The following is a 21,846-nucleotide window of genomic DNA, read 5'->3' on the forward strand; positions in this document are numbered from 1 at the left end:
CCATGGATCGTTCCTCGCAGGCTGTTACTGCTGTTAGCAAATTCCTGAGCTTGGTCCTTCGACACGAGCCACAGGCGATTGGCTTGTCTCTGGACTCCGCCGGTTGGGCCGACGTCAACGAGCTGCTCTCAAAGGCGGCACTGCACAAGAGACACCTCTCGCGTGAGCTCCTGCAAACGGTGGTCGAAACAAGTGACAAGCAGCGTTTTGCGTTAAGTGCTGACGGAACGCGAATTCGTGCCAACCAAGGTCATTCGATAGATGTTGAGCTGGGCTTGGCCGCAGCGGTCCCGCCAGCTGTTCTCTACCACGGTACGGCGAAGCGCTTCTTGGATTCCATACTCACTCAGGGCTTGACCAAGCGGCAACGCCACCATGTTCATATGACTGAAGATCAAGCTGTTGCGATAGCCGTAGGGAGTCGCTATGGCAATCCAGTCTTGTTGTCGATCGATGCTCAGCGCATGGCCGAAGACGGTTTGATCTTTTTCTTGGCGGCCAACGGTGTGTGGCTCACTGACCAAGTACCAAGCAGCTATGTGTCTGTGCTCGGGTGACAGGAGTTCCAATGAAACTTGCGATCAAAGCGTACCAAGAGCAACGCCGGGAGTGGCCTGCAGAAGGCCGTCATGTCCTAGCCCACTACGACGAAAACACCGTGGTGGTATATCAAGCCTATAGACCTTCCATTGCCGAATTCGCGATCCGCAACGGCAGGTTCGGCGGGCCGGATTTCAGCTTCACACGCATGAGCTGGATAAAGCCGAATTTCCTTTGGATGATGTACCGATCCGCTTGGGCCACGAAAGAGGGCCAAGAGTATGTCCTGGGTCTAAGGCTGCGTCGCACGTTCTTCGACAATCTCTTGATGACGGCAGTTCAGTCCACGTTCGATCCCGAAATCCACGCAAATGTGGAGGCATGGCGGTCTGCAGTTGCAGATTCGGAAATCAGGAGCCAGTGGGATCCGGATCATTCACCATCGGGAAACAAGGAAAGCCGCAGAGCCATACAGCTGGGATTGCGTGGGTTGGCATTGCAGAAGCTCGCCAGCGATGAGCTTCTGGAAGTTATTGATATGACACCTTTTGTCAGGAGCCAGAGGCCGAGCGCTCAAGACGATAACTCAGCGCTTCTCACTCCCTTGGAGACCGTGTATCCATGGCCCGCACATCGTTGAGTAAGCCGATCATTGCGCTGGACGCCGATGGGGTCTTGCTGGACTACAACGCAGCCTACGCGAAATTGTGGGGAAAAGTCTTCGGCATGCTACCCACAGAACGTGACCCAAACGCTTACTGGGCCATGGACAGGTGGTCGGTGGAGAAGCTCAGTGGGTCTAGACTGGAGATATTCAGGGGATCTTTCGACGCACAGTTCTGGTCTCGGTTGCCGGCAGTCGCATCGGCGCTGGAGGCCTGCTTCTCACTGAGTGATGCGGGCTACTCGCTCGTTTGCGTCTCGGCATTGCAGCCCCGATTTGAGAGCGCGCGGCTTCGCAACCTGAAGGACTTGGGTTTTCCGATAGAAAGGGTGATCGCGACTGGCGGCAGCGATGCCGCTGGAAATTCCAAAAAGGCTGCCGTTTCGATGCTGGGATGTGTGGCGCTGGTCGACGACTACCTCCCCAATCTGGCTGATCTTGGGCCGACTGTGCACACGGCGCTGATCACTCGGCAACCGAACGGCAGTCCCAATACCGGACCGGCACTGTCGCATGTGAACTCATCGCATGCGCAGCTCGCTGATTTTGCGAGCTGGTGGATGCGTTCTGCTGGTTGGCACCCTGGTGGCGTCAGTTCTTGACGTTCGGTAAAGCGCCCGGTGATGCTTTTCACCGTCTGAACTAGATCTCAGCCGCCACTCCAGCTTCCGATCACGAATGACTCAGACCAGACTGAAGCTGCCGACTGGATACCAGTGGACAACTATGCAGCGTTTGCGGTCGTCCAAAGTTTTTCTGCTAACGCGTTCTATCGGCCAAGAGCGGTCGGTTGCAACGCCCACCTGCCGGGTTGAAACAGCATCCGAGGAAATTACCGTGACCTAATGGCAAACTCCGGCGTATTGAAGTCGAGACGCAGAAGCTGCTCTGTTTTGTATTTTTCGGCGAGGTGATGAAGAACTGGATCGTAGAGAGAGAAGGCCTGCGTGAACTCCTGTTCCCGTCTTTCAACCTCGGGGTCGGGGATATAGGCCCGACCGGCTACTTCTTCAACGATCGGGTCTAACACATCTTGACCAAATGGCAGCAGGAACTCGGATGCTTTGAGTTTTTGATAGCGCGGCGAATAAGGATTGAGGCAGATCTTCAATATCGTTTTGCCGTCGTGCGCCCGCACATGACCGACGATTGCCGCATCGGTCTCCTGCCTTCTGTAGAAATCGCTGTTCCTGTAGAAGTAGCAAGGCTTGGGTTGAGGTGGTTTGCCATATTCGATTACGCTCGTTCTACCGTACAGCGTATCGACCAGCTGCTCACTTACAACACGAGCATTGATGCAATCCATCAGGACGAAAAGAACCTTGAATTCAGCTTCGACTCCTTTGTCGGCTCTCAACTGCTTTGAGCCGTGCTGAACTATGCCCGAGAGGGTCTCGTCTCGACCGAGCACGTGATCGGAGACGTAGACCTCGCCGGCACCCAAGGCTCTCTCCCGCGCGGCGGCCTTTTTAGGATCGTCGACCTTGAGCTTGGCTTCCACAAAAGCGCTAGCGGGACCATGCCTAACGAGAAAATCCGGCATCTTCTTGCCGCTTTCCGTGGATTCTGGCAGTTTTTCTACGCTGAAACCTAGCTGCGTCAGCGCATCTTCGGCTACGTCATCAGATTTCAAAACATTTCCCCGTGTAGATATTTCGTATTAAGCCGCTTTTCTGTGCCCCGTTAATGCACCGGGTCAACTGCAGCGGCGGCCGCTTCTGCTGGAGACTTCTTCTTCCAGAACTTTGCGTAGGACGGACTTTCCGACTTGGGTGGGTACTCTGGTTCAGTTACCTTGATGGGCGTGGGCATTGGGAAGTCGACGCCGACGAGGATTGCCTCCCCTTGTCCCAGCGTGGGCAGGAAGGCTGCTGCGCTGCCGTCCAGATTGCCACAGGCCTTCTCGACGATGTCGCGGTCGCGCTCGTTTATCAGGCGGTGCACGATGAACATACCCATCTGGCTCAACACATCTTCGGGGATGTCACGTGGTCGCTGCGTTGCAAGCAAAGTCGTCAGACCGTACTTTCGACCCTCTTTCGCAATCAGGCCGAACGCGTCGAGCGACACGCGGTTGGCTTCGTCACCGATGGACTTGCTCAAAAATTGGTGGGCTTCATCGAGAACCACCACAGTGGGCATCTCTTGGAACGCCCCATTCCGAGCCAGTCCAAGAAGATACCGCCCGATGGCGTTAATGAGCAGTTCACGCGCATGGTGCTCGAATGGCAAGTCAGCCAAGCTGATTCTCAGCACGGAATCGTCGGACGCAAAGAAGGATTGAATCTCTTCCGTCAACGGGGCGAACTGCTCCGGCGCGAAGAGGCATCGAAGCGCTGGCGACCGGGTGATGCTATGTATCTTGGACACCAGCGTGTCGCAGTAGCCCCGAATACGTTCGTCGGGAGCACCCCATACCGAGTAGTCGGGTTCACGCGCTGTGCCCCCACTCTCGTAGACACACTCTTCGTACACCTGCCTTGCCAGGTACTTGATTAGATACTTCGCACCCTGCGCCTCGACCTTGGCCTCATTCTTGTTCACGGCAAAGTTGAAGTCCTTCTTCGCCGCGTTTGCCTTTGCGTACAGATGAGGCTCTTGGTCGCCGTGCAGGACATAGTTCAGTTTCAGGCTGCGCAGGGCTTCACGCAGTTTCGGGACCTGTGCGCCAGGTGACGGTTGGAAAATTGCGAACAGGTCCGTTTCGGTAAGGTCCCAATACGGGAAAGCAACAAACTTGCGAGTGTCCTCAGCACCCTTAGGTGCGCCGCCGAGATGCACAGAGCGAACCCCCTTGGTGAACGTGTGGAATTCGCCACTGGGGTCAACGAGGAGAACTTGTCCTCCAAGCCTTGCTGCTTCTTGAATGATTCGAGCGACGGTCCAACTCTTTCCGCCCCCGGTTGCACCCAGGACTGCGCAGTGACGGCCAAACAAGTGGGCAGGGCTCACATTGACCATTGTGCTCGGGTCATGCGGAATCGTGGCGAGCTCGACGGCTCCCGCGCTGGAGACAGGCTGCCCCTCGACGATGTGCTTCACCAAAAGTGGGTGAGCCGAGAACACGTGCTGCCCGATGCGGGGATGGAAAGGAATCCCTGAGATGACCTTGGCGGTCGGAAGCTCGAGAGTCGTCAAGAGCTGGACAAACCCGATGGGGTTGGCGTCTGGGGGGGCGCCCAGGGAGGGCTCGGCTTTGAGCCGTTCGTTGTCTGGTAGCTTCACCTCGGTGATGCGCCCCAACACTGCAACGCCTTCGCCCTCGATGAAGATGAACTCGCCGACCTGGCCGCCGAGCACTGCATATCCTGAGTATTGCCGAGGAGCGACACTCGCAGCCTTCGGCAGATTGATGCGAGCGCTGTCCGGCCCCACAAAGGTGACCGCTCCAATGTAGCGGCTGGGGTCGAACGGGCTTGTTGCGAGCCTCCCGGTCATCCTGCCTCCCGCATCAGTCGGATGCGCTCGTAATGCTGCTCGAGATCGGTTTCAGCCGCGATGTCCGGCATCAACGGAACGGCTTGCTGAAAGGTAGCAGAAATGAGCGCCAGGCGGGCATCGCCGTGCTCAATCAAGTACCTGAGCTTTGACAGGTAAGGGTGCTTCGCATCGTTGCCATCCTGGACACCGTTGTCCTTGTGTTCCCATGGACCAAGGCCAGGGTCACAGACCACGACCTTGAGATGTAGATTGGAGTTAATGGCCGACAGTATTGGCTCAGCCAAATGGTTGTCATTGAATCCAAATCCCAGAACGAGAAGGCCGGTATCCGGTTGCCGCAATGCAGTTTGGAATGCCGACATCATCTCGAGGTACGGTTGCTCGAATGACAACTCGTATTTCGTATTTCGGGGATAGATAAGCAGCGGCGATTCGGAGGTGGGGTCTTTTTCAATCTCCCCGGATTTCTTGTTCTTCGTCCAATCTACAGAGCCGTGCAGCTTGTAGAGATGGAAGACGTTCGGAATGAAATCGTGACTGTCTGGGCTGCTTTCCCGTTTCACGATGTCGTACGAGAAGTAGAGCGAGTCAAAGACTTGTGGCGTTGTATGAGAAAAGCCGTCAACGATTACGTAGCGCCCTTTGCGCGCGGCGTACTCGAAGCACAAGTCATAGTTGGTTGTAAAGACTTTTGTGCGCAGCTTTCGCGTGGACCGGCGGACCAACCGGCGAAGAAAGTCGGCATGAAGGCCGACTTCGTCTTCAACATCCAAGAAGCGCACGCAATCACGCACTGTCTTTTCGGCCGTGGCGATGAATTCCGTTACTAGCGCTTTGTCGTCCCCGTCTCCAAGGAACTCTTCGGCAATCTTGCAGTGCGATAGCAGCGCTTCGATGTTCTCTCCCTTTGCCGCCGGGAAATGCGTGAGCGCGATGACCTTGTCGAAGCGGTCCCCGCAGTTGACCTTGCACTCCATCCACAGGTCAGCCATCGTGGGGGCGATGCGCTTGCCAGGCTGTGCTGCACGTGGACCAGACTCGCCTGGAGCTTTCGGCTGCACGTTCACATGCAAGGATGTACCGAGCCCGGTGAGAACGACAAGGTTGGTGCACCTGAAGCAATCGGAAAGGTTGCGGTTGATTTCTGCCAGTGCAGGGTCTGGAATGGTGCGCCCGTTGCCATCCTCTTGGGGGTCTTTAACTTCGCGCCACGCTCCGCCATTCCGGTAGGTCAATACCTGCATATCTTAGTAAGCGTAAAGAGTATTCAAGGTTTCTGCGGGCACCTGAGGGCACAACGCGGGCTGCTGCCGATAAACGCCAGATATCCGCATGGTAAGACACATTGGCAAGAGTGCGCAGGTTCAGGCAGCCTTGGATATTCTTGAACACGACTGTCAGCCGCATGTTCTGAGGCCTGACTGGGCGCTTCATCAAACGCTATGAACCGTTTTCGTTGTTTTCAATGAGAGTGGCTCACAGCTCGGCCGCTGAGGCAACAAAGTGGAGGACGTACCCGGCTCAAAGCCACTCACCGCTTTACTACAAGGTGACGTTGAGCCTTACCTAGCGTGTGTTCCCGCTTGTCTCGCATCTTCGCCAGTTTGGACCGTCTCATGCGAGGTACCACTTACGGTGACGGAATTTTGGGGCAGCGTTCACGCTCAAACTCGCGGCGCAAAGGATTCCTAGGAGCAGCGTCCAAATTGACATTGACCTACCGTCCATTTCTACATCCGCGGCAAGCGTCGGTAAAACGCTTGCCGCGAGAGTCAAGGCACGTGCTGGTCCTCACCGGGGCGCATCAGGCTTGTGGTTTCAATCCATCGAGGCGATCCAGCTTATCGGTCATGGCGTCAGCGGCGGTGTCAAAAACGGATGGACTTTGTGCGTCCAGATCCCTAGGCAGAATATGTCGCAGTACCAAGGAAATCAGGTATTCGAAGTAAGAACGCTCAGCTTCGCCTTCGAAGTTCAGGCCGCGAAGCATATGCTCCAACCGGTGATGCAGCGGTAGGTGCGTTGTCGGTTGCTTCGCCGTGTTTTCGCCCTTCACGAGGTATGAACTCAGAAGCGCAGCGAGAATTGCCCATCCTTTTGACAGCTTCTCCGTGTCACCAAGCATGGGATTGACCAATGCCTCAAACGCACCGTTGTCGGCATCCTTCTCAAGTTCAAGAATCACCTCTTCAGGAGGGTTGGCAGCCCGGATGTCGAGGTGCCTCTGTTCAGCGTGAATGAACTCGTGAACCAGCATGAAGCTGGTGGCTTCCTGAAAGACAAGATTCGCCTTCTCGCCGTACCAGCGTTCCTCACTGCTTCGATAATTCTCCGGCGACGGCAGATGCGCGGGCCATGGGGTATGCGAGGCGCGTAAACCGAGCGCCCATTCAAACAACTCGCGCGCGCGACTCAGAAGAGGCGTACGGTCATCAATCTGCGCCGGTGACTCTCCTCGCAACAGTGGTTTTTGTACACCCTCCTCGTACAAGATCATCCAGGCATAGATGAACGCCCAAAGAATCTCCAGATAGGTGACATGCAGCCGTATTGCAGCAGCGGAACCCCGGCTTTCGCGCGAAATCTTCGGCGCAACCGGAATCCCTGGTTGCTCATCAAGCTCGATCTCAGGGCTGAGGCGGCCCTGCTCTACGGCGGCTTGCAGCCGTGCCTGGAAGCTCTCATTGGCTTTCTCAAATGCACTGAGGATGTTGTACCGAAGCGCGAGTACGGGAGAAGTGGACTCACTCATTTCTCGTTGGTTTGTACTGGCTGGGAGGCCGCATCCCAATCTGCGAGCATCAGCCTGTATACCAACATCTGCGCGTTGGCATCAGTGATCTCGTTGCGAAAGAGGGGGGCTTGGTCCTGCGCAACGGACGGGCCGGCGCCCTTCTCTTGGACCTGGCTAATTGCCTTCTGCGCACACTCGACGAGAAACGTGCCCGCGGCCCCTATCACGTCATCGTTGTTGCCTTTGCTGAGCGTCAGAAAACTCTCCACACGACCTGCAAGCGGAGCCACGAGTTCGTTGAGGTAGTCCGCTTCCTCGGAGTTCAGGTCCCGATCAAGGCCCGTCATCACCGCAGAAATACTGGTGCAGTCGCTAAGAATTCTGTCGAATTCTGCAGTCGCAACGTCATCGAGCAGAGGATATGGAAGCAGCGCTTGCCATTCTTTCGCGAACTCGAATTGGGGAAAGACGGTTGAAATCCCGCCTATAGCAAACCGAGTTGCAACCTTCCCGCGTAACAAAGGAACTGCTACGCGGTAATCAGGGCCGTCCCAGGCGTGCTCATTTACAAAACGGTCGATCGCTTGAAGAAACTCCACGATTTCGTTGCATGGCAAAAGAATCGCGAACGATGCGGGAGGCCACAGGTGATCAAACGGGTCATTGCGGGCCACAACCACACATCCAGGCTCAGCCATTTGAAACTGGACTTCGAGCTCGCGACGACGCGCCTCAATCAGGACTTGACCACGGGAGAGGGCCAGCGCACTAGCGGCGGCAAGAGCTGAGTGCTTGCGTGATCGTTTCGATAGCGCGGCTCTACTGGAGTGCGACTCGGAGGGGCACGTGTGCATATCCGCCAGCACGTGGGAAATCTCTTTGAGCAACTGGGCAGCGCCCTCGAAGTCGACATCGCTTGCTAGGTCCGTATACCGCCAAAGCTCAGAAGCGGCTACTGCACGCATCTTTTTTGAGAGCTCTATCGTGTTGATCGCCTTCAGCAGGGGGCGCTCGACCTTGCCTGACACGAGGTCTTTTGTGATTTCCTGGATTCCCTGCACCACATCGGCGACGGTATCTGAAGTGTCGTAACTTCCTTTGTCCAGAACTCCGGAGACGGACGAGCGAACGCGACCAGGGAGGATCATCCCCGTAAGAACCTGTCGGATTGAGGCAAGCGCATGCAGCTTCGAGGGTGCTGGCTCCAAGCGGCAGAAGCACTCTGCGGCGCGGCGCAAATGCGAAAGTGTCTCGCTAAGCGCTATCGCCAGGCTATTGGCGCGGGCCGTTTCCCCGCCCGTCTCCTGAACCTGCTGAACGCTACGAAGCTGTGCCCGGTTCCAAGCCACCCGCGCCGTAACGACTATGCGACTGCGGTCCAATCGGACGTCAGCCACCGGATAGTCACCCACCTTCAGAACGCTGCCATCTCCGAGCACTGCTGAGACGGCGGCCGCTTGCGCAACTGGCTCGGCGGCAATGAGCAAGTCGCAGATTGAAACCGCGCGTTCGCGCAGATTAGACTGGACTGCATCGTTGACCAAGCGGATGTTGGCCCGGATGACAGATACACCGTCGTCATCATTTTCAAGGGTGGGCTTCGTCAGCCACGCTGTGTCACTGTGCAATCTCTCGAGTAGATGAGCCGAACCGCCCTGGGTTGTGAGAGCTTCGGCAGCAAGCTGCTCACTCAACTCGCGCAACACGCCTATAAAGCCAAGCACCTGTGAAGCCGATGCGGGCTCGCTGAAAGGGGTGCCTACCAGCCACTGGGGGGTGGTCGGCGGTTGCGTTGTGCCATGTAGGGGCATGAGTGCAGCTGCGAGCTCGACCGCCTGCGGCAACCCCCAGGAGGGAGGTAGCGGCGAGCTGGAGAGCTGCATTGACAACTGCAATCGCTTATCCGGTATGCCGATGCTCGAGAAGCGGCTCATCGCACCGCGAATCCTCTCCCAAAAGTCCATCCCTTCCAGGTTCGCATTCGCTGTAGCGAGCCCGAATACCGTGTGCGCGAAGCGTTCGTCGATCTTCTCGTCCCTGCAGATCTCCATCCAAGCCTTGCCGACGAGATCGCATGTGACCAATCCCAAGCCGTGAAATGCCGCAGTCCACGCCTCAATCTTGGAGCCTGGGAGCAAGGACGCCAAGTCTTGTACTACAGCGTCATGAAAAGTGGGCAGCTCGCGATAGAGACTGGCAATGAAGCTGGCGAGATCCTTGAATCTGATACACGTCAGGGCCAGGTGCAAAGAGGACAGCTCAGTCTGATGTGTTATCTCCCGAAGCAGGATGTCCAGGTACCGTGACCTGATTTCATGGAGCCCGCCGATGGAGTCGTCGTCCACTAACCCGATGGCGTGCTCCTGAACCAAGCGGTTTAGAGCTCTGGCAAATGCGATTGGAGTCAGGCCAGTCTTTTCACGTAGACGCTCCTTCTCGATAGCTGCGGAGAAGCGTGATGCAAATGAGACTGCCTGCAAGATCAATAGCTCATCGTCACGAGCCTCCTTGACGCGCTGGCGCACCTGGTCGCGAAGCACCGCTTCGAGCCTTTGCCCTTGGGTCACCAAGTGCGTGAATTCGAGTAGCAGCCCCTTGCTCTCTTCGAATGGTTCGCGCCAGTGATGAAAGCGACGCGCCTCAGGCGATGGCAACTGGGTGAAAAGCCGAGTCGCGAGTTCTTCGTCCAGCTGTGGCCTGACGACCGTGGTGCTCCGAAGGTCAGCCAGGAGATCGAGGTCTTCTTCTCGAATTGTGCCAATCAGGATGACGCCTTCAGACTCCCCGGCCATGCGGACCACCTCGTCCCAGGTGTCAGCGAAGTTTCTGCCTACGTCGTCCAGGATGAATCCGACCCTGCGAATGCGACTCGCCTCATTGGCCTTCGCAAGACGCAGCAAAAGAGCGGACTCACCCGGCGCGAGTCTCGCAACTCGGTACCAGATCACATCGTGCCGCCTAGAGTTCGCATACAGCCATGCGCTGGCCGACTTTCCGCTGCCTGATTGGCCGGTGATGAGGGTCGCTCTTCCGCTTTCGACAGCGGTCTCGACCTGCTCATTGACGGCTGGACGCTCGAACACCAGGCCGGCCGCAACATGGCCAGCTACTACGTTCACGCCTGCGTAGAACGCTTCGTCATGAACCCTGATGGAGAAGTCGACGAATTCACAGATGCCGCCCTGGATGGCGCGCTGCAGTCCGCCTTCCTGAGTGGCGAGCAGAACACGCTCCATTGCCCCTGCCACGTCGGCAGTCGTCATGTTTGCGGCGTTGGATGCCTTAGCAAGATAGTTCTCATCAGAGCAGCGGCCGGCGTCCACGCGAAGTTGTTGTGCCACGAGCCTGCAGGCGAAGGCGGGCGCGCCTTGCTTTTCGTTTAGGAGCTGAACGCAGCACTCAATTGGAGTGCTCTTGACCAGGAGAAATGAACGCTCGAGCAACTGCTCCACTGTGAAGTTTCTCGCAGAGGGAGGCAGCGCGTCTAGGGCCTGGCGGACTTCCGCAACATCCTCGTACGATGACAGAGGCACCTCCCATCCTTTGGCATCCAGCCCGATGACTGGGCGCTCAAGGATCACTGCGATGCGCACACTGCCTTGAGCCCATTCCTCCTGCGACAGTAGCGCCGCAGTCTTCTCCAGGTACTCGGCGAGTTGCAAAGCGCGAAACATGCCTTTCGGATCGTGCATAGACTTCGCCTGGATTCGGGTCTCTAATCCGTCAACAAACAAAGTCAGGTCGTCCAGACCTTCAGGCACGAGTTTGGCAGTCGTGCCCCGACTCCAATGCTCCACAAGTAGGAAGGCTGCGGCAGCGTCCTGATAACGAAAGCCGCGGCCGGCACGTGCTCCGGCGCGTGTCTGCTTCCAACGTGGGTCTTCTGGAGTGTTCATCGAAGCCCATTTTCGTACGTATGGTGCATTTTCGAGCGCCTCGCTCCGCAGCGGCTTTCGCGACTTTGGCTGTGTCGGAGTAGGGACGGCCTCTGTGCGGAGTGGCGGGGGGTGACGGAGCCAAGCAGATGGTCCGTGGCTTGAGTAAGGCAGAGTCGGCGATCAATCACCAACCCTAACTCCGAGCAGTGATGGTGCGTCGTTAGCCCGCATGCGTTCAAGGTGGAGACTGACGTCTGACTCGGACAAATCGCGATCGCTCGTACAGCCCGTCGCCCAACGTCCGGTATCGGCAACCGCAGACAGTGGAAAGCTCCAGCCTGATCGGCCGCACCCAGCCTGATTAAGACTTTAAATCGACTCGGGTAAAACCGGGTAGAAGCATGCGCCTGCCTCGAACTCAGTTTCGAGGCGTAGCGCACTTCGTCCATGCAAAGTGGCCTCGCAGTGGATCTGAAGTTTGGAGGAGTGCAGGTGTCATTGCGACGCTTTGGCAACCACGACTGGCATCGTGCGCTGGTCTGGTCGGTCAGGTAGAGGTGGAACGCGTGGTCACCTTGCCGTGGGCTCAGTGGTCAAGTGCATCTGGTTTCTGCAGTTCTGCGTGTTTCGCCGGGCTGGATTGAAACCGAGGCTTCGGTGATATTCGCCGAGCGAATGGGAGCCGAGGCGGGCACGGACTACGAGGGCGGGAAGAAGATGGTGATGGACTGGCTCGGCGGAATTCCGGTCGGGCGGCCTGCCACGCCAAAGGAAGTTGCCGACCTGATCACCTTCCTGGTGTCTCCTCGCGCAGCATCGGTGTCGGGCTCGGAGCACGTGATCGATGGAGGGACGGTTCCTACCGTGTAAACCCCTGATAAGGCGCAACAGTGAGGTCCACAGGTTTACAGACTGGTGGGCCTCTTGATTTCTATGGCCTGGACTCCGGAATGAGGCCATATGACTGTTCAACGCTGACCCGCGATACGCGAATTCCGGGCATTGCTTTCAGGCTTGAACCGCCTTGCTCTCACGGAGTACGGATGTGCAGCGGTTGCAGACTATTGATGGCGGTGCGCGTATTTCCGGTTTGCCCCATTAACCAGACGCTCGCACGAGCGCCTACCTAGGTTGCCAAAGCTCCCCAAGAAGCGCCACACCAGCCGACGCGGCGATCGCGTCTGCAAACTGCTCCGAACCCACAGCCCGCGCCAGCGTGACGGCCCCAACTAATGCCGAAAGTGCTGAGCAGGCTCCAGCCTCGTCACGGGGTGCCTTGGGAGACTTGGGGCCCGAGAGGATTGCGGCAGAGACTTCCTTCAGGCCGCTTTCGAAAGCTTCTCTGACTTCAGGGGAAGCCCGGGCCACCTCAGGAGAAAGCGCTTGCAAGCCGCAGCTTTCTGCCAGGTCACAACGCCGCTTGGCGCCCAGATAGAACTTCACGAACTCTGGCCACCACAAGCTTCCATGCGTCTGTTGGTAGTGCAGCACACCGGCCTGCAGATCCGCCATCCCGTGCACCACGGCCTCATGAAATGCATCCGACTTCGAGCCAAAGTGCCCGTAGAAAGCTCCAGACGTAACCCCTGCCTCCTTCGCCAGTCCATCAACACCAACACCGCCAAATCCGCCTTTGCGAAAGCTGCGGCCTGCAGCTTCCACGATGCGTTGACGTGTCTGGGACTTCTGCTCAAGACGGGACATACGGAACTTCTCCTGCCAGGGAATGGAATGCGGAAATTGTAGTTGACCGGATAACGATCGTTATTTACCATTCGCATAACGATCGTTATTCAAACGACCGAAGCCGCCTGGACGCAGGATGGCGTCCGGTCTTTTTTCTCAACATTTTTGGAGTCTTCACATGCCTCTCACCCTCACATTGACCGAAGGAGTTCTCCCCAAAGGCCAGGAGAAAGTTGCGTTCTCGCGCCTTTCTGAAGCCATGCTCAAGTGGCATGGACTCAAGGGCAATCAAACCATGACATCGAATGTCGTCGGGTCGATCCACGTCCTGCCCCGGGATGCCACTTTCACTGGCATGCAGGAAACGCCGGTGGTGTTCATCGAGTGGAAAGTGCCCTCATTTGCCTTCGCCAACCGCGAAGTGCAGATCGGGTATTTCGACGAGGCCACCGCCATCGTTCATGAGCTGTCTGGCTCCCGGCATCCCAAGGACAAGGTCTACATCAACGTGGTGCACGCGGTTGATGGCGCCTGGAACTGGGGCGGGAAGTCCCTGACCAATGCCGAAATCGGCGAAGCAATAGCAAAGGGCTAACCGCATCAGATTGCTGGGCCACCTCAGTGCTGACGAGGTGGCCTTGCGAAATCCAAGGATTCAAAAAATGAGCACAGAAACACATTCCGAAGAAGCGCTCACCCCTTCCGCGCTGCTTCACACCATGCTGCGTGTGAGCAACCTGGATCGGTCGATCGCCTTCTACGTCGGACTACTTGGCATGACGCTTTTCCGCAAGGAAGAGTACCCCGAAGGACGCTTCACCTTGGCATTTGTCGGGTACGGCAATGAAGAACTGTCTTCAGCCATTGAGCTCACCCACAACTGGGACACACAGGACTACGACCATGGGTCGGCGTTTGGGCATGTTGCCCTGAGGGTCGCGAACGTTGAGCGGACCTGCAGGTACCTGGCCGAGGCCAATGTACAAGTCGTCCGCGCGCCTGGTCCCATGACGCATTCAAGCCCGCAACGCCAGGCTCCAGAGAACATTGCATTCGTTGCAGACCCTGATGGTTACCGACTTGAACTGATCGAACATCCATGCGCATGTTGACACGATTAGGTCATTCGTCCTACGATACTAGGACAAATGACCTAAAATTGTGGAGTCTTGCATGCATGAGCTTTTTGCCCCCTTCATGCTGAGCGACATGTTGCTCGGCAACCGGATCGTCATGGCGCCGATGACGCGCAACCGTGCAGCACCCGAGGGCGTACCGTCCCCTCTCATGGCGATCCACTACGGACAGCGTGGTGACGCCGGGCTTGTGATCTCCGAATCTGCTCCCGTGTCGGCTCAGGGGGTTGGATATCCCGGAACGCCCGGGATCTACACGGAGGAACAGGCGCAGGGATGGCGGAAGGTCACTGACGCGGTCCATGCCAAAGGCGGGCACATCTTTGCCCAGCTACAGCACTGCGGTCGTATCTCACACCCCAGTCTTCAGGTGAACGAAGAGATGCCCGTCGCCCCTTCAGCGATCAAGCCCGAAGGCTTGGCAGTCTCATACGGAGGGATGCAGCCGTTCGTGACGCCAAGAGAGCTGGCCACTGCGGAGATCCCCCAGGTGGTGGACCAATTCAAGAAGGCCGCCGCAGTGGCAAATGCTGCAGGCTTCGACGGCGTCGAAATCCACGCCGCGAATGGGTACCTGATTGATCAGTTCCTTCGGAATGGAAGCAATCAACGAGGCGACCGGTATGGAGGATCACCTACAAAGCGGTTGACGTTTCTGCTGGAGATCGTGGCTGCCGTCAGCGAGATCTGGCCGAAGGGTCGCATCGGGGTGCGATTCAGTCCAGAAAACCGCTTCAATGACATGCACGACAGCGACCCGGCAGCGCATTTTGGGTACTACGCCCAAGAGCTTTCCAAACTACACCTGGCATATCTACATGTGCTGGAGGGGGATATGTCGGCCACTGTCCCGGCGATGGACTATCGCGAACTACGGCGCCGCTTTGGCGGCACCTACATTGCCAACAACGGTTACGACAGAGCCCGAGCCATGGCAGCTATCGAGCAAGGCTCTGCCGACTTGATTGCCTTCGGTAAGCCGTTCATTGCCAATCCGGACTTGGTCACACGGCTGCGTCGAGATCTTCCTCTCGCGTCCTCCGATCCGGCCACGTTCTATGGCGGAGACGAGCGTGGATACACGGACTATCCAACGGCCACTGAGCAATCGCTCTCAACAATGGCGGCAGCATGAAATCCACCGACCCCAAACCCAGTACACGGCAGGAAATCGTCGAGAAAGCCGATCTTCTGTTTTATCAACGTGGCTTTGAGAACACTTCGTTCGCGGATATTGCCGATGCAGTGGGTATCTCGCGCGGCAACTTCTATTACCACTTCAAAACCAAGGACGACATCCTCAAAGAAGTCATTGCCTACAGAGCCGCCAAAACGCAGGGGATGCTGGACGCCTGGGCGCTCAAGGGGCGCACGCCCATCGAGAGGCTGAAGTGCTTTGCGCAGATGCTGATCGACAACCGCAAGGACATTCAGCGCTTCGGTTGCCCAGTGGGAACGCTGTGCGCCGAACTGGCAAAGCTCGAACATCCCTCACAAGGCGAGGCAGGAATGATCTTTGGCCAGTTCAGGCGCTGGCTGGCGCAGCAGTTTGTAGAGCTGGGCCGCATCAAGGATGCTGACGCGCTGGCGATGCACCTGTTGGCGCGAAGCCAAGGCATTGCTTCTTTGGCCAACGCCTTCCATGACGAGACCTTCATTCGCCATGAGGTCAAGCGGATCGAAGCCTGGGTGCTGGATGCGGCGGGTCAAGGCGCGCCGCAAAAGTAGATCCCAGATTCCAACGCTGATATCGCTATCAATAGGAGAGAGTTCTCATGCACATTGTCTTGCTCAAGTTCGGGCCCAATCGTTCGCAAGCCGCGCAGCGGATGGCGGGGCACAAGGAGTGGATTGAAAAGGGGATCAGCGACGGGGTGTTTCTGCTCGCAGGTTCTCTGGAGAACGCTCAAGGCGGTGCGCTGCTGGCAGTAAAGCTCAGCAAGGCCGAGGTGATAGCCTTGGTGGAAGAAGACCCGTTTGTGAAGCACCAAGTCGTGGAGCCAGAGATCATCAGCGTTGCGCCGTCGCGCATGGCTATAGGGCTGGCTGAGCTCGTGGGATGAGGGAGTATTAGCTCGCATGTCTGAGAACCAGACTGTCGAAGACTACCCGTGCCGACGGTGTCAGGTCTTCATCGGCGAAATCGTTGCGAGCTTGAACATCGATGACAGCTTTCAGTGTGAGCGGACATTCGCGCACGGTGTATTGGGCGGCGGCAACCAGCCTCAAACGGTCGATTAGGCAGTCTGAAATCAGAGATTCGGTAGGCCAGGAGCGCCCAGCTGAAGATTCCAGGATGCAGCGCGTTCCACGCTGACTTCTAAGGCACACATGGTGCTTTCCTCACAGCCATGCCCAAATACGGCGCAAAAACGCAGGGGTGGGTCGTGCGGGCCGGAATACGTAGCGGCAGGGCTTGTCCATGGCATTCTCCTCGTTTGTCTCAATATACTGTATATAAAATCAGTATTTCGTGCAAGAGCGTCCCAACACCCCTCACTTCCTCGCAAATTTCTGCAGACTTCGCGCGCTAGCGTCTTTCGTCCCACCTGATGTCCCCAGCCCCGACACCCCCCGAACTCCGGGGCTTCCTCCTCACCCGCAACTGGCGCGATCTGCCGGACGGCACTGAGATCGAATACTGGCTGGCCACCGACCAGGGGCCGAAGAAAGTACTTCTGAAGCAGCAGACTTCAGTCGCCTTCCTCCCGGTCCGATACAGGGCAGCTGCACATGTCCCGCTGGCGAGCCTGCAGGACCTAGAGGTCAAGGAGTTCGGTCTGAAGACGTTCGACCAGGATCCTGTCATCGGTGTCTACGCCCGCAGGTTCCGCGATCTCGGCAAGCTGGCGCGCGCACTCCAGCCACTGGGGATCCCGCTGTACGAAGCGGATGTGCGGCCGCATGACCGCTACCTGATGGAGCGGTTCATCACAGCTGGTGTCCTCGTGGAGGGAGGCCAGCGCGAAGACTCGACCATCATCGACGGCAGATTGAAGCCCGCGTCCGGTTGGCGCCCGGTGTTGAAAGTGGTGTCGCTGGACATCGAGACGAGCGCTACCGAAGAGCTGTACTCGATCGCACTGGATGGCGCGGGTGACCGGGTGGTCTTCATGCTGGGGGAGGCGCCAGTGCCAGCTTCAGAGTCGACGCCAGCTTTATCGCCGATGGACTTCAGGCTTGTGTACTGCCCAACTCGCCAGGAGATGATCGAGCAGCTCAATGCCTGGTTTGATGCCCATGACCCGGACGTCATCATCGGCTGGAACGTGATCCAGTTCGATCTGCGGGTACTGCAGAAGACTGCCGATGCAAACTCCGTGCAACTGCTGCTCGGACGTGAACGGCGTCCCATCGCGTGGCGGACACACCCCGGCCGGCAAGGCTACCTGTTCGCTCCAATGCCCGGACGTGTCGTCGTCGATGGCATCGAAGCGCTCAGGGCGGGCATGTGGAGCTTCCCGTCGTTCAGCCTCGAAGCGGTCTCTCAGAAACTGCTCGGCGAGGGCAAGGAGATCGGCGATGCCTACGACAAGATGGCTGAGATAGAGCGGCGCTACCAGGAAGACAAGCCCGCGCTAGCAAGCTACAACATCCGCGACTGCGCCCTCGTCCTGCGCATCTTCGACAAGCTGGAGTTGCTGCCGTTCGTGCTGGAGCGAGCCCAGACGACAGGCTTGCAGATAGATCACTTCGGAGGCTCCATCGCCGCGTTCAGCCATCACTACCTGCCACGCATGCACCGCCTGGGCTACGTGGCGCCGAACGTGGGTGACATCGCCGCCAAGGCCTACCCCGGCGGCTATGTGATGGACTCCACCCCAGGCTTCTACGACTCCGTCGTGGTCCTGGACTACAAGAGCCTGTACCCCTCCATCATCCGGACCTTCCTGGTGGATCCCGTGGGCCTGGCCGAGGGAGAGAGTGCCAACATCCAGACCGGCTTGGTCCAGGGGCCGCAAGGCACGCTGTTCTCGCGCGAGAAACACTGTCTGCCCGACATCGTGACCACCCTGTCAAATGCCCGGGACGAAGCCAAGCGGGTGCGAAACCAGCCCCTGTCGCAGGCCCTGAAGCTGCTTATGAACTCCTTTGCCGGTGTGCTGGGCGCGTCCGAGTGCCGCTTCTTCAATCCCAAGCTGGTGTCTGCCGTGACCCTGCGGGGCCACGAGGTGATGAAGCTCACCCGGACGTTCGTGGAGCAGCGCGGATACCAGGTCATCTACGGAGATACCGACTCCATCTTCGTCTGGCTCAAACGCACCCATGCCAACGCAGAGGCGCACGCCATTGCAGCCGAACTGGTGAAGGAGATCAACAGCTGGTGGACAGGCAAGCTGCGGGACGAGCAGCAGCTGGAGAACTTCCTCGAGATCGAGTTCGACACCCACTACGCCAAGTTCTTCATGCCCACCATCCGAGGCTCGGATGTCGGCAGCAAGAAGCGCTACGCTGGCCTGAGCGTCGATGAAGAGGGACGGGAGGAGATGGTCTACCGTGGGCTGGAAATGGCCCGCAGCGACTGGACCCCGCTGGCGCGCCAGTTCCAGGAGGGCTTGCTGTCACGCATCTTCCACGGAGAGCCCTATCGGGCGTTCGTCGCCGACTATGCGCGATCCATGCTGGATGGCCAGATGGATGCGCTGCTCCTCTACCGCAAGCGTCTGCGCCACCGGCTCGATGCCTACGAGGTCAATGTACCGCCGCAAGTGCGCGCAGCGCGCATCGCTGACGCACATAACGTGAAGTTGAACCGGCCACAGCAGTACCAGCGTGGTGGCTGGATCGAGTACGTGATGACGCAAAGCGGCCCCGAGCCTCTGGAGGCCCGGCATTCGCGCATTGACTATGAGCACTACTTCGTCAAGCAACTGCAGCCCATTGCTGATGCGATTCTTCAGCCGTTGGGGGAAAGCTTTGTGGCATTGACGAGCGCGCAGAAGGCGCTTTTTTAGGGCAGGGGACCAATGTTCACCACAACGATCGAACTGCCGAGCGCGTGTGTGGTGACGTGTTAGCTGTTCGCCGTTTCGACGAACGGCACATTTGACTGACGGTTTCGGCCCATCGCAACTGCAGAAAGGTCGCCCTGCAGCGGTTTAGTACTTGAAGTATAAAGAATGTATATGTATTTCATGCATGAATTGAAAATTAGTTTATACTTTGGATATACTTTAGTGGAGATGGCATGGCTCAAGATAACTCGGCGGTTTCAGTATTCACTGCGCGCGGCATTGACCGAATTTTGTCTGAAGGGGGGTCGCAAGCTTGGGTCCTTGATGCACAAAGGGCCGCTAGTTGTGGGTACCTTGTTTGCGTCCAAAACCGTGGATTCGCAGATGATTGGGGGCAGGCTTCAGCTCCCCACAAGGAAGCATTTTTAGTAGGAAGGGTCAGTAAAGTTGTGCCTTCCACTGAAGATCAAGCGGAGTCAGATCGAAGCATCATCATGATCAGCCATTACGCGGAAATTTCTGTTCCGGAGGCATGGCCGGGCAACAGAAATCCCGTCCGGTACACGACCTTGGATGAAATTGGCATCAACGTCGACACCCTAGATTTCAAACTTATGCCGATGCTGGAAGCCCCTCTCAAGAAGGAGGCAAGCTCAATGGCGCGTAATTCTCGGACAGGACTGAGTTTGGAAGAAGCAAAGACTGGTATTGCGCTTCGTTTTGGCGTTAAGCCTGAACAAGTTTTGATCACAATCAATGGCTGAAGAGTTCGACTAGTCCCGGAAATCCGGGTTGTTGCTGCCCACATCCTTGCACAAGAAGACGTCCCTGGCGAGACCAAGGCTGCCAAGTCAAGCACAGACAGAGGACGCGATTTAATCGCCCTTGTTCTTCATTGTCCCGCAGTCGGCTGGGTCGTGGTCTCGTTCACACTAGCAGTGCTTGCGTAGCTGGCGCTTTTTGTCGCAACGGAGTTCGAGATACCTACGCCGAATCTGGTTTGACATGTGCTCGATGCCCCAGCATGCGGCAATCCCAGCATGTGTCTTATCTTGTTCGCGGTGACCTTCGGTATTGGCTGGGCATTGCTGGTTCTTGTCCAAAAAACGGTCAACGTACGCCACGTTTGGTTTACTCAAGATACCCTCCGGTGCGCGCCATTGCGTGGAAATCGCAGTTGGTCATCTCCTGAATGGCAGTAACCTCGACACGCACGGCGGCTACAGTGCAGGCATTTTTGGATCGGATGACACACAGGACTTCACGCCCAAAATCAACTACGAAGACTTTCTCAACTCTTGCAATACCAGAGGGATCAGCGGTCAGAGCTAATGCAATCACCCTGGATGCGAAACCAAGCGACTTCGAGGACTTTGAATGTCAAGAAATCAAAGAAGGTTAATTTGTGGTGGCTGCGGTCAATCGATATCTTCTGGCAGAGACGAACTATTGGTTTGGACTTCACCCGGTTCAATAGACACCTATCAAGGTCGAAATTGAACTGGAGAGTGAGAAATGAAGAGAGTGCGATACCCGGCTGAGTTCAAGGCAGAAGCCGTCAAACAGGTGACCGAGCGTGGTCATGGGGTAGTGGATGTAGCCAATCGATTGGGCATGTCAGACAAAAGCCTGTACCTGTGGGTGCGGCTTGCCAAAGAGCAATCGAGCGCAGGGGGGGCAGAGACAAGCCAGCTCAAGGCCGAGGTATCCCGGCTCAAAGCGGAGCTCAAAAGGGCCAATGAGGAGCGCGACATCCTAAAAAAGGCCGCAACGTACTTTGCCAAGCTGTCCGGGTGAAGTACGCATTCATGGCCGAACATAAAGGCCAGTTCCGGCTCAGCAGCATGTGCCGCGTTCTGCGCGTACAGCGCAGTGGCTATTACGCTTGGAAGGCCAATCCAAAGTCCAAACGCGCCTTAGCCGATGATGTTTTGCTGGCAAGCATTCGGCAATCCTTTGACGACAGCCATGGGATTTATGGAAGCCCACGCATCCTGCGGGACTTGCGAGAGGACGGTATGGCGTGCGGTCAAAAACGTGTAGCACGCCTGATGCGCCAGGCCCAACTGCGCTCAGTGCGTGGTTACAAGCGGCCACGCTACCGAGTCGGTCTTCCTGCGACTGCCGCACCGAACCGGTTGCAACGTGAGTTCACGGTCACGCTACCGAACCAAGTGTGGGTCACCGACATTACCTATATCCGAACCCATGAGGGCTGGTTGTACCTAACGGCCGTAATTGACCTGTACTCGCGCATGGTGGTCGGCTGGGCGATGAACTCCAGCATGGCTACAGAGTTGGTGTTGGATGCGCTCACGATGGCAGTGTGGCGCAGGCGCCCAACGGGTCCAGTGATGATCCATTCCGACCAAGGAAGTCAGTTTGGCAGTGACGACTTCGCCCGCTGGTGCAAGGACAACCAATTGGTGCCAAGCATGAGCCGACGTGGAAACTGTTGGGACAACGCGGTAGCAGAGTCCTTCTTCAGCAGCTTGAAGAAGGAGAGAGTCAAACGCCATATCTATGCCACCAGGCAAGACGCCAAGTCAGATGTGTTTGACTACATCGAAGGTTTTTACAATCGAATCCGTCGGCACAGTCACCTAGACCAACTGAGTCCGCTGGCATTCGAACAACTTCGAAACGGAAGTTGAAATATGTCTACGAAACCGGGTGAAGTCCAACACGCAGGTGCAAATCATGGTCGTCGCCACATCCGAGTGGTGCAGGAGTTCCAGCACGGTTCGGCTGTCGCAGCCGGCCTGCAACAAGTGCGTGGCGAACATGTGCGCCGTCGCGAGCAACTGATACA

The 21,846-nt window shown here is 57.2% G+C and carries 17 protein-coding genes and 1 pseudogene; 12 read left to right on the forward strand and 6 right to left on the reverse strand.

Translation table 11 applies throughout. The features are described from left to right. The first annotated feature begins 2 nt into the window (after positions 1–2). From CLU86_RS01320 to CLU86_RS01330, 3 genes are read left to right on the forward strand one after another with little or no spacing between them, the layout of a single operon-like run. Entirely contained in the window at positions 3–557 is a 555-nt protein-coding gene (locus CLU86_RS01320; RefSeq protein ID WP_099740316.1) for an RNA 2'-phosphotransferase, read from the forward strand. An 11-nt stretch (positions 558–568) separates the two neighbouring features. Further along, entirely contained in the window at positions 569–1,180 is a 612-nt protein-coding gene (locus CLU86_RS01325) for a DUF4291 domain-containing protein (protein ID WP_099740317.1), read from the forward strand. Then, positions 1,162–1,806: an HAD family hydrolase gene (locus CLU86_RS01330; RefSeq protein WP_099740318.1), complete on the forward strand. Its 645-nt coding sequence runs from the start codon at positions 1,162–1,164 to the stop codon at positions 1,804–1,806. The genes CLU86_RS01325 and CLU86_RS01330 overlap by 19 nt, the downstream gene beginning before the upstream one ends. A 230-nt stretch (positions 1,807–2,036) precedes the next feature. Here CLU86_RS01330 and CLU86_RS01335 read toward each other — a convergent pair whose 3' ends face one another. The 5 genes from CLU86_RS01335 to CLU86_RS01355 form a co-directional block, all read right to left on the reverse strand. Beyond that, positions 2,037–2,837, reverse strand: coding sequence for a hypothetical protein (locus CLU86_RS01335; protein ID WP_143226636.1), 801 nt, complete (start codon positions 2,835–2,837; stop codon positions 2,037–2,039). 50 nt (positions 2,838–2,887) lie between these two features. After that, positions 2,888–4,642, reverse strand: a complete 1,755-nt coding sequence (locus CLU86_RS01340; RefSeq protein ID WP_099740320.1) for an ATP-binding protein — start codon at positions 4,640–4,642, stop codon at positions 2,888–2,890. Continuing rightward, the gene (locus tag CLU86_RS01345; protein WP_099740321.1) at positions 4,639–5,889 is read right to left on the reverse strand and encodes an SIR2 family protein; all 1,251 of its coding nucleotides are present in this window, start codon (positions 5,887–5,889) and stop codon (positions 4,639–4,641) included. The genes CLU86_RS01340 and CLU86_RS01345 overlap by 4 nt, the downstream gene beginning before the upstream one ends. A 560-nt stretch (positions 5,890–6,449) precedes the next feature. Next, positions 6,450–7,397 (reverse strand): phage exclusion protein Lit family protein, encoded by a 948-nt coding sequence (locus CLU86_RS01350; protein WP_099740322.1) that lies wholly within the window; start codon positions 7,395–7,397, stop codon positions 6,450–6,452. Continuing rightward, the gene (locus CLU86_RS01355) at positions 7,394–11,140 is read right to left on the reverse strand and encodes a hypothetical protein (RefSeq protein ID WP_143226637.1); all 3,747 of its coding nucleotides are present in this window, start codon (positions 11,138–11,140) and stop codon (positions 7,394–7,396) included. Before CLU86_RS01355 ends, CLU86_RS01350 begins: the two co-directional genes overlap by 4 nt. A 732-nt stretch (positions 11,141–11,872) precedes the next feature. Here CLU86_RS01355 and CLU86_RS01360 point away from each other — a divergent pair. Continuing rightward, positions 11,873–12,127 (forward strand): annotated as a pseudogene (locus tag CLU86_RS01360) (SDR family oxidoreductase); the annotation flags it as partial. 252 nt (positions 12,128–12,379) lie between these two features. Here the strand turns inward: CLU86_RS01360 and CLU86_RS01365 are convergent. Then, complete coding sequence (locus CLU86_RS01365) at positions 12,380–12,961, reverse strand: TetR/AcrR family transcriptional regulator (protein WP_099740324.1); 582 nt, start codon at positions 12,959–12,961, stop codon at positions 12,380–12,382. A 160-nt stretch (positions 12,962–13,121) separates the two neighbouring features. Here CLU86_RS01365 and CLU86_RS01370 point away from each other — a divergent pair, with 160 nt between their 5' ends. The 8 genes from CLU86_RS01370 to CLU86_RS01410 all read left to right on the forward strand — a co-directional run bounded on the left by CLU86_RS01370 (position 13,122) and on the right by CLU86_RS01410 (position 21,688). Next, a complete protein-coding gene (locus CLU86_RS01370; RefSeq protein WP_099740325.1) occupies positions 13,122–13,538 on the forward strand; it encodes a 4-oxalocrotonate tautomerase in 417 nt (138 codons plus the stop codon). A gap of 67 nt (positions 13,539–13,605) precedes the next feature. After that, positions 13,606–14,055 (forward strand): lactoylglutathione lyase, encoded by a 450-nt coding sequence (gene gloA, locus CLU86_RS01375; protein ID WP_099740326.1) that lies wholly within the window; start codon positions 13,606–13,608, stop codon positions 14,053–14,055. 61 nt (positions 14,056–14,116) lie between these two features. After that, entirely contained in the window at positions 14,117–15,214 is a 1,098-nt protein-coding gene (locus tag CLU86_RS01380) for an alkene reductase (protein ID WP_099740327.1), read from the forward strand. Further along, entirely contained in the window at positions 15,211–15,807 is a 597-nt protein-coding gene (locus CLU86_RS01385) for a TetR/AcrR family transcriptional regulator (protein ID WP_099740328.1), read from the forward strand. Before CLU86_RS01380 ends, CLU86_RS01385 begins: the two co-directional genes overlap by 4 nt. Before the next feature lie 47 nt (positions 15,808–15,854). Next, positions 15,855–16,142 (forward strand): YciI family protein, encoded by a 288-nt coding sequence (locus CLU86_RS01390; protein ID WP_099740329.1) that lies wholly within the window; start codon positions 15,855–15,857, stop codon positions 16,140–16,142. 489 nt (positions 16,143–16,631) lie between these two features. Then, on the forward strand, positions 16,632–19,034 hold the full coding sequence (locus CLU86_RS01395; protein WP_099740330.1) for a DNA polymerase II: 2,403 nt from the start codon (positions 16,632–16,634) through the stop codon (positions 19,032–19,034). A gap of 233 nt (positions 19,035–19,267) precedes the next feature. Further along, positions 19,268–19,798: a hypothetical protein gene (locus tag CLU86_RS01400; RefSeq protein ID WP_099740331.1), complete on the forward strand. Its 531-nt coding sequence runs from the start codon at positions 19,268–19,270 to the stop codon at positions 19,796–19,798. Between the two features lie 751 nt (positions 19,799–20,549). Further along, positions 20,550–21,688, forward strand: a protein-coding gene (locus CLU86_RS01410) for an IS3 family transposase (protein WP_369803799.1) whose coding sequence is annotated in 2 segments (ribosomal slippage) — positions 20,550–20,799 and positions 20,799–21,688 — 1,140 coding nt in all. Because the reading frame shifts where the segments join, the coding sequence is not laid out codon by codon here. Positions 21,689–21,846 lie beyond the last annotated feature (158 nt).

This window comes from Acidovorax sp. 62, from assembly GCF_002754495.1.
Classification (GTDB): domain Bacteria; phylum Pseudomonadota; class Gammaproteobacteria; order Burkholderiales; family Burkholderiaceae_C; genus Acidovorax.

Excerpts from the sequence above, each read along its gene's own strand:
- CLU86_RS01320 (WP_099740316.1), top strand. The coding sequence starts at position 3 with ATGGATCGTTCCTCGCAGGCTGTTACTGCTGTTAGCAAATTCCTGAGC.
- CLU86_RS01325 (WP_099740317.1), top strand. The coding sequence starts at position 569 with ATGAAACTTGCGATCAAAGCGTACCAAGAGCAACGCCGGGAGTGGCCT.
- CLU86_RS01330 (WP_099740318.1), top strand. The coding sequence starts at position 1,162 with ATGGCCCGCACATCGTTGAGTAAGCCGATCATTGCGCTGGACGCCGAT.
- CLU86_RS01340 (WP_099740320.1), bottom strand. The coding sequence starts at position 4,642 with ATGACCGGGAGGCTCGCAACAAGCCCGTTCGACCCCAGCCGCTACATT.
- CLU86_RS01345 (WP_099740321.1), bottom strand. The coding sequence starts at position 5,889 with ATGCAGGTATTGACCTACCGGAATGGCGGAGCGTGGCGCGAAGTTAAA.
- CLU86_RS01350 (WP_099740322.1), bottom strand. The coding sequence starts at position 7,397 with ATGAGTGAGTCCACTTCTCCCGTACTCGCGCTTCGGTACAACATCCTC.
- CLU86_RS01365 (WP_099740324.1), bottom strand. The coding sequence starts at position 12,961 with ATGTCCCGTCTTGAGCAGAAGTCCCAGACACGTCAACGCATCGTGGAA.
- CLU86_RS01370 (WP_099740325.1), top strand. The coding sequence starts at position 13,122 with ATGCCTCTCACCCTCACATTGACCGAAGGAGTTCTCCCCAAAGGCCAG.
- gloA (WP_099740326.1), top strand. The coding sequence starts at position 13,606 with ATGAGCACAGAAACACATTCCGAAGAAGCGCTCACCCCTTCCGCGCTG.
- CLU86_RS01380 (WP_099740327.1), top strand. The coding sequence starts at position 14,117 with ATGCATGAGCTTTTTGCCCCCTTCATGCTGAGCGACATGTTGCTCGGC.
- CLU86_RS01385 (WP_099740328.1), top strand. The coding sequence starts at position 15,211 with ATGAAATCCACCGACCCCAAACCCAGTACACGGCAGGAAATCGTCGAG.
- CLU86_RS01390 (WP_099740329.1), top strand. The coding sequence starts at position 15,855 with ATGCACATTGTCTTGCTCAAGTTCGGGCCCAATCGTTCGCAAGCCGCG.
- CLU86_RS01395 (WP_099740330.1), top strand. The coding sequence starts at position 16,632 with ATGTCCCCAGCCCCGACACCCCCCGAACTCCGGGGCTTCCTCCTCACC.
- CLU86_RS01400 (WP_099740331.1), top strand. The coding sequence starts at position 19,268 with ATGGCTCAAGATAACTCGGCGGTTTCAGTATTCACTGCGCGCGGCATT.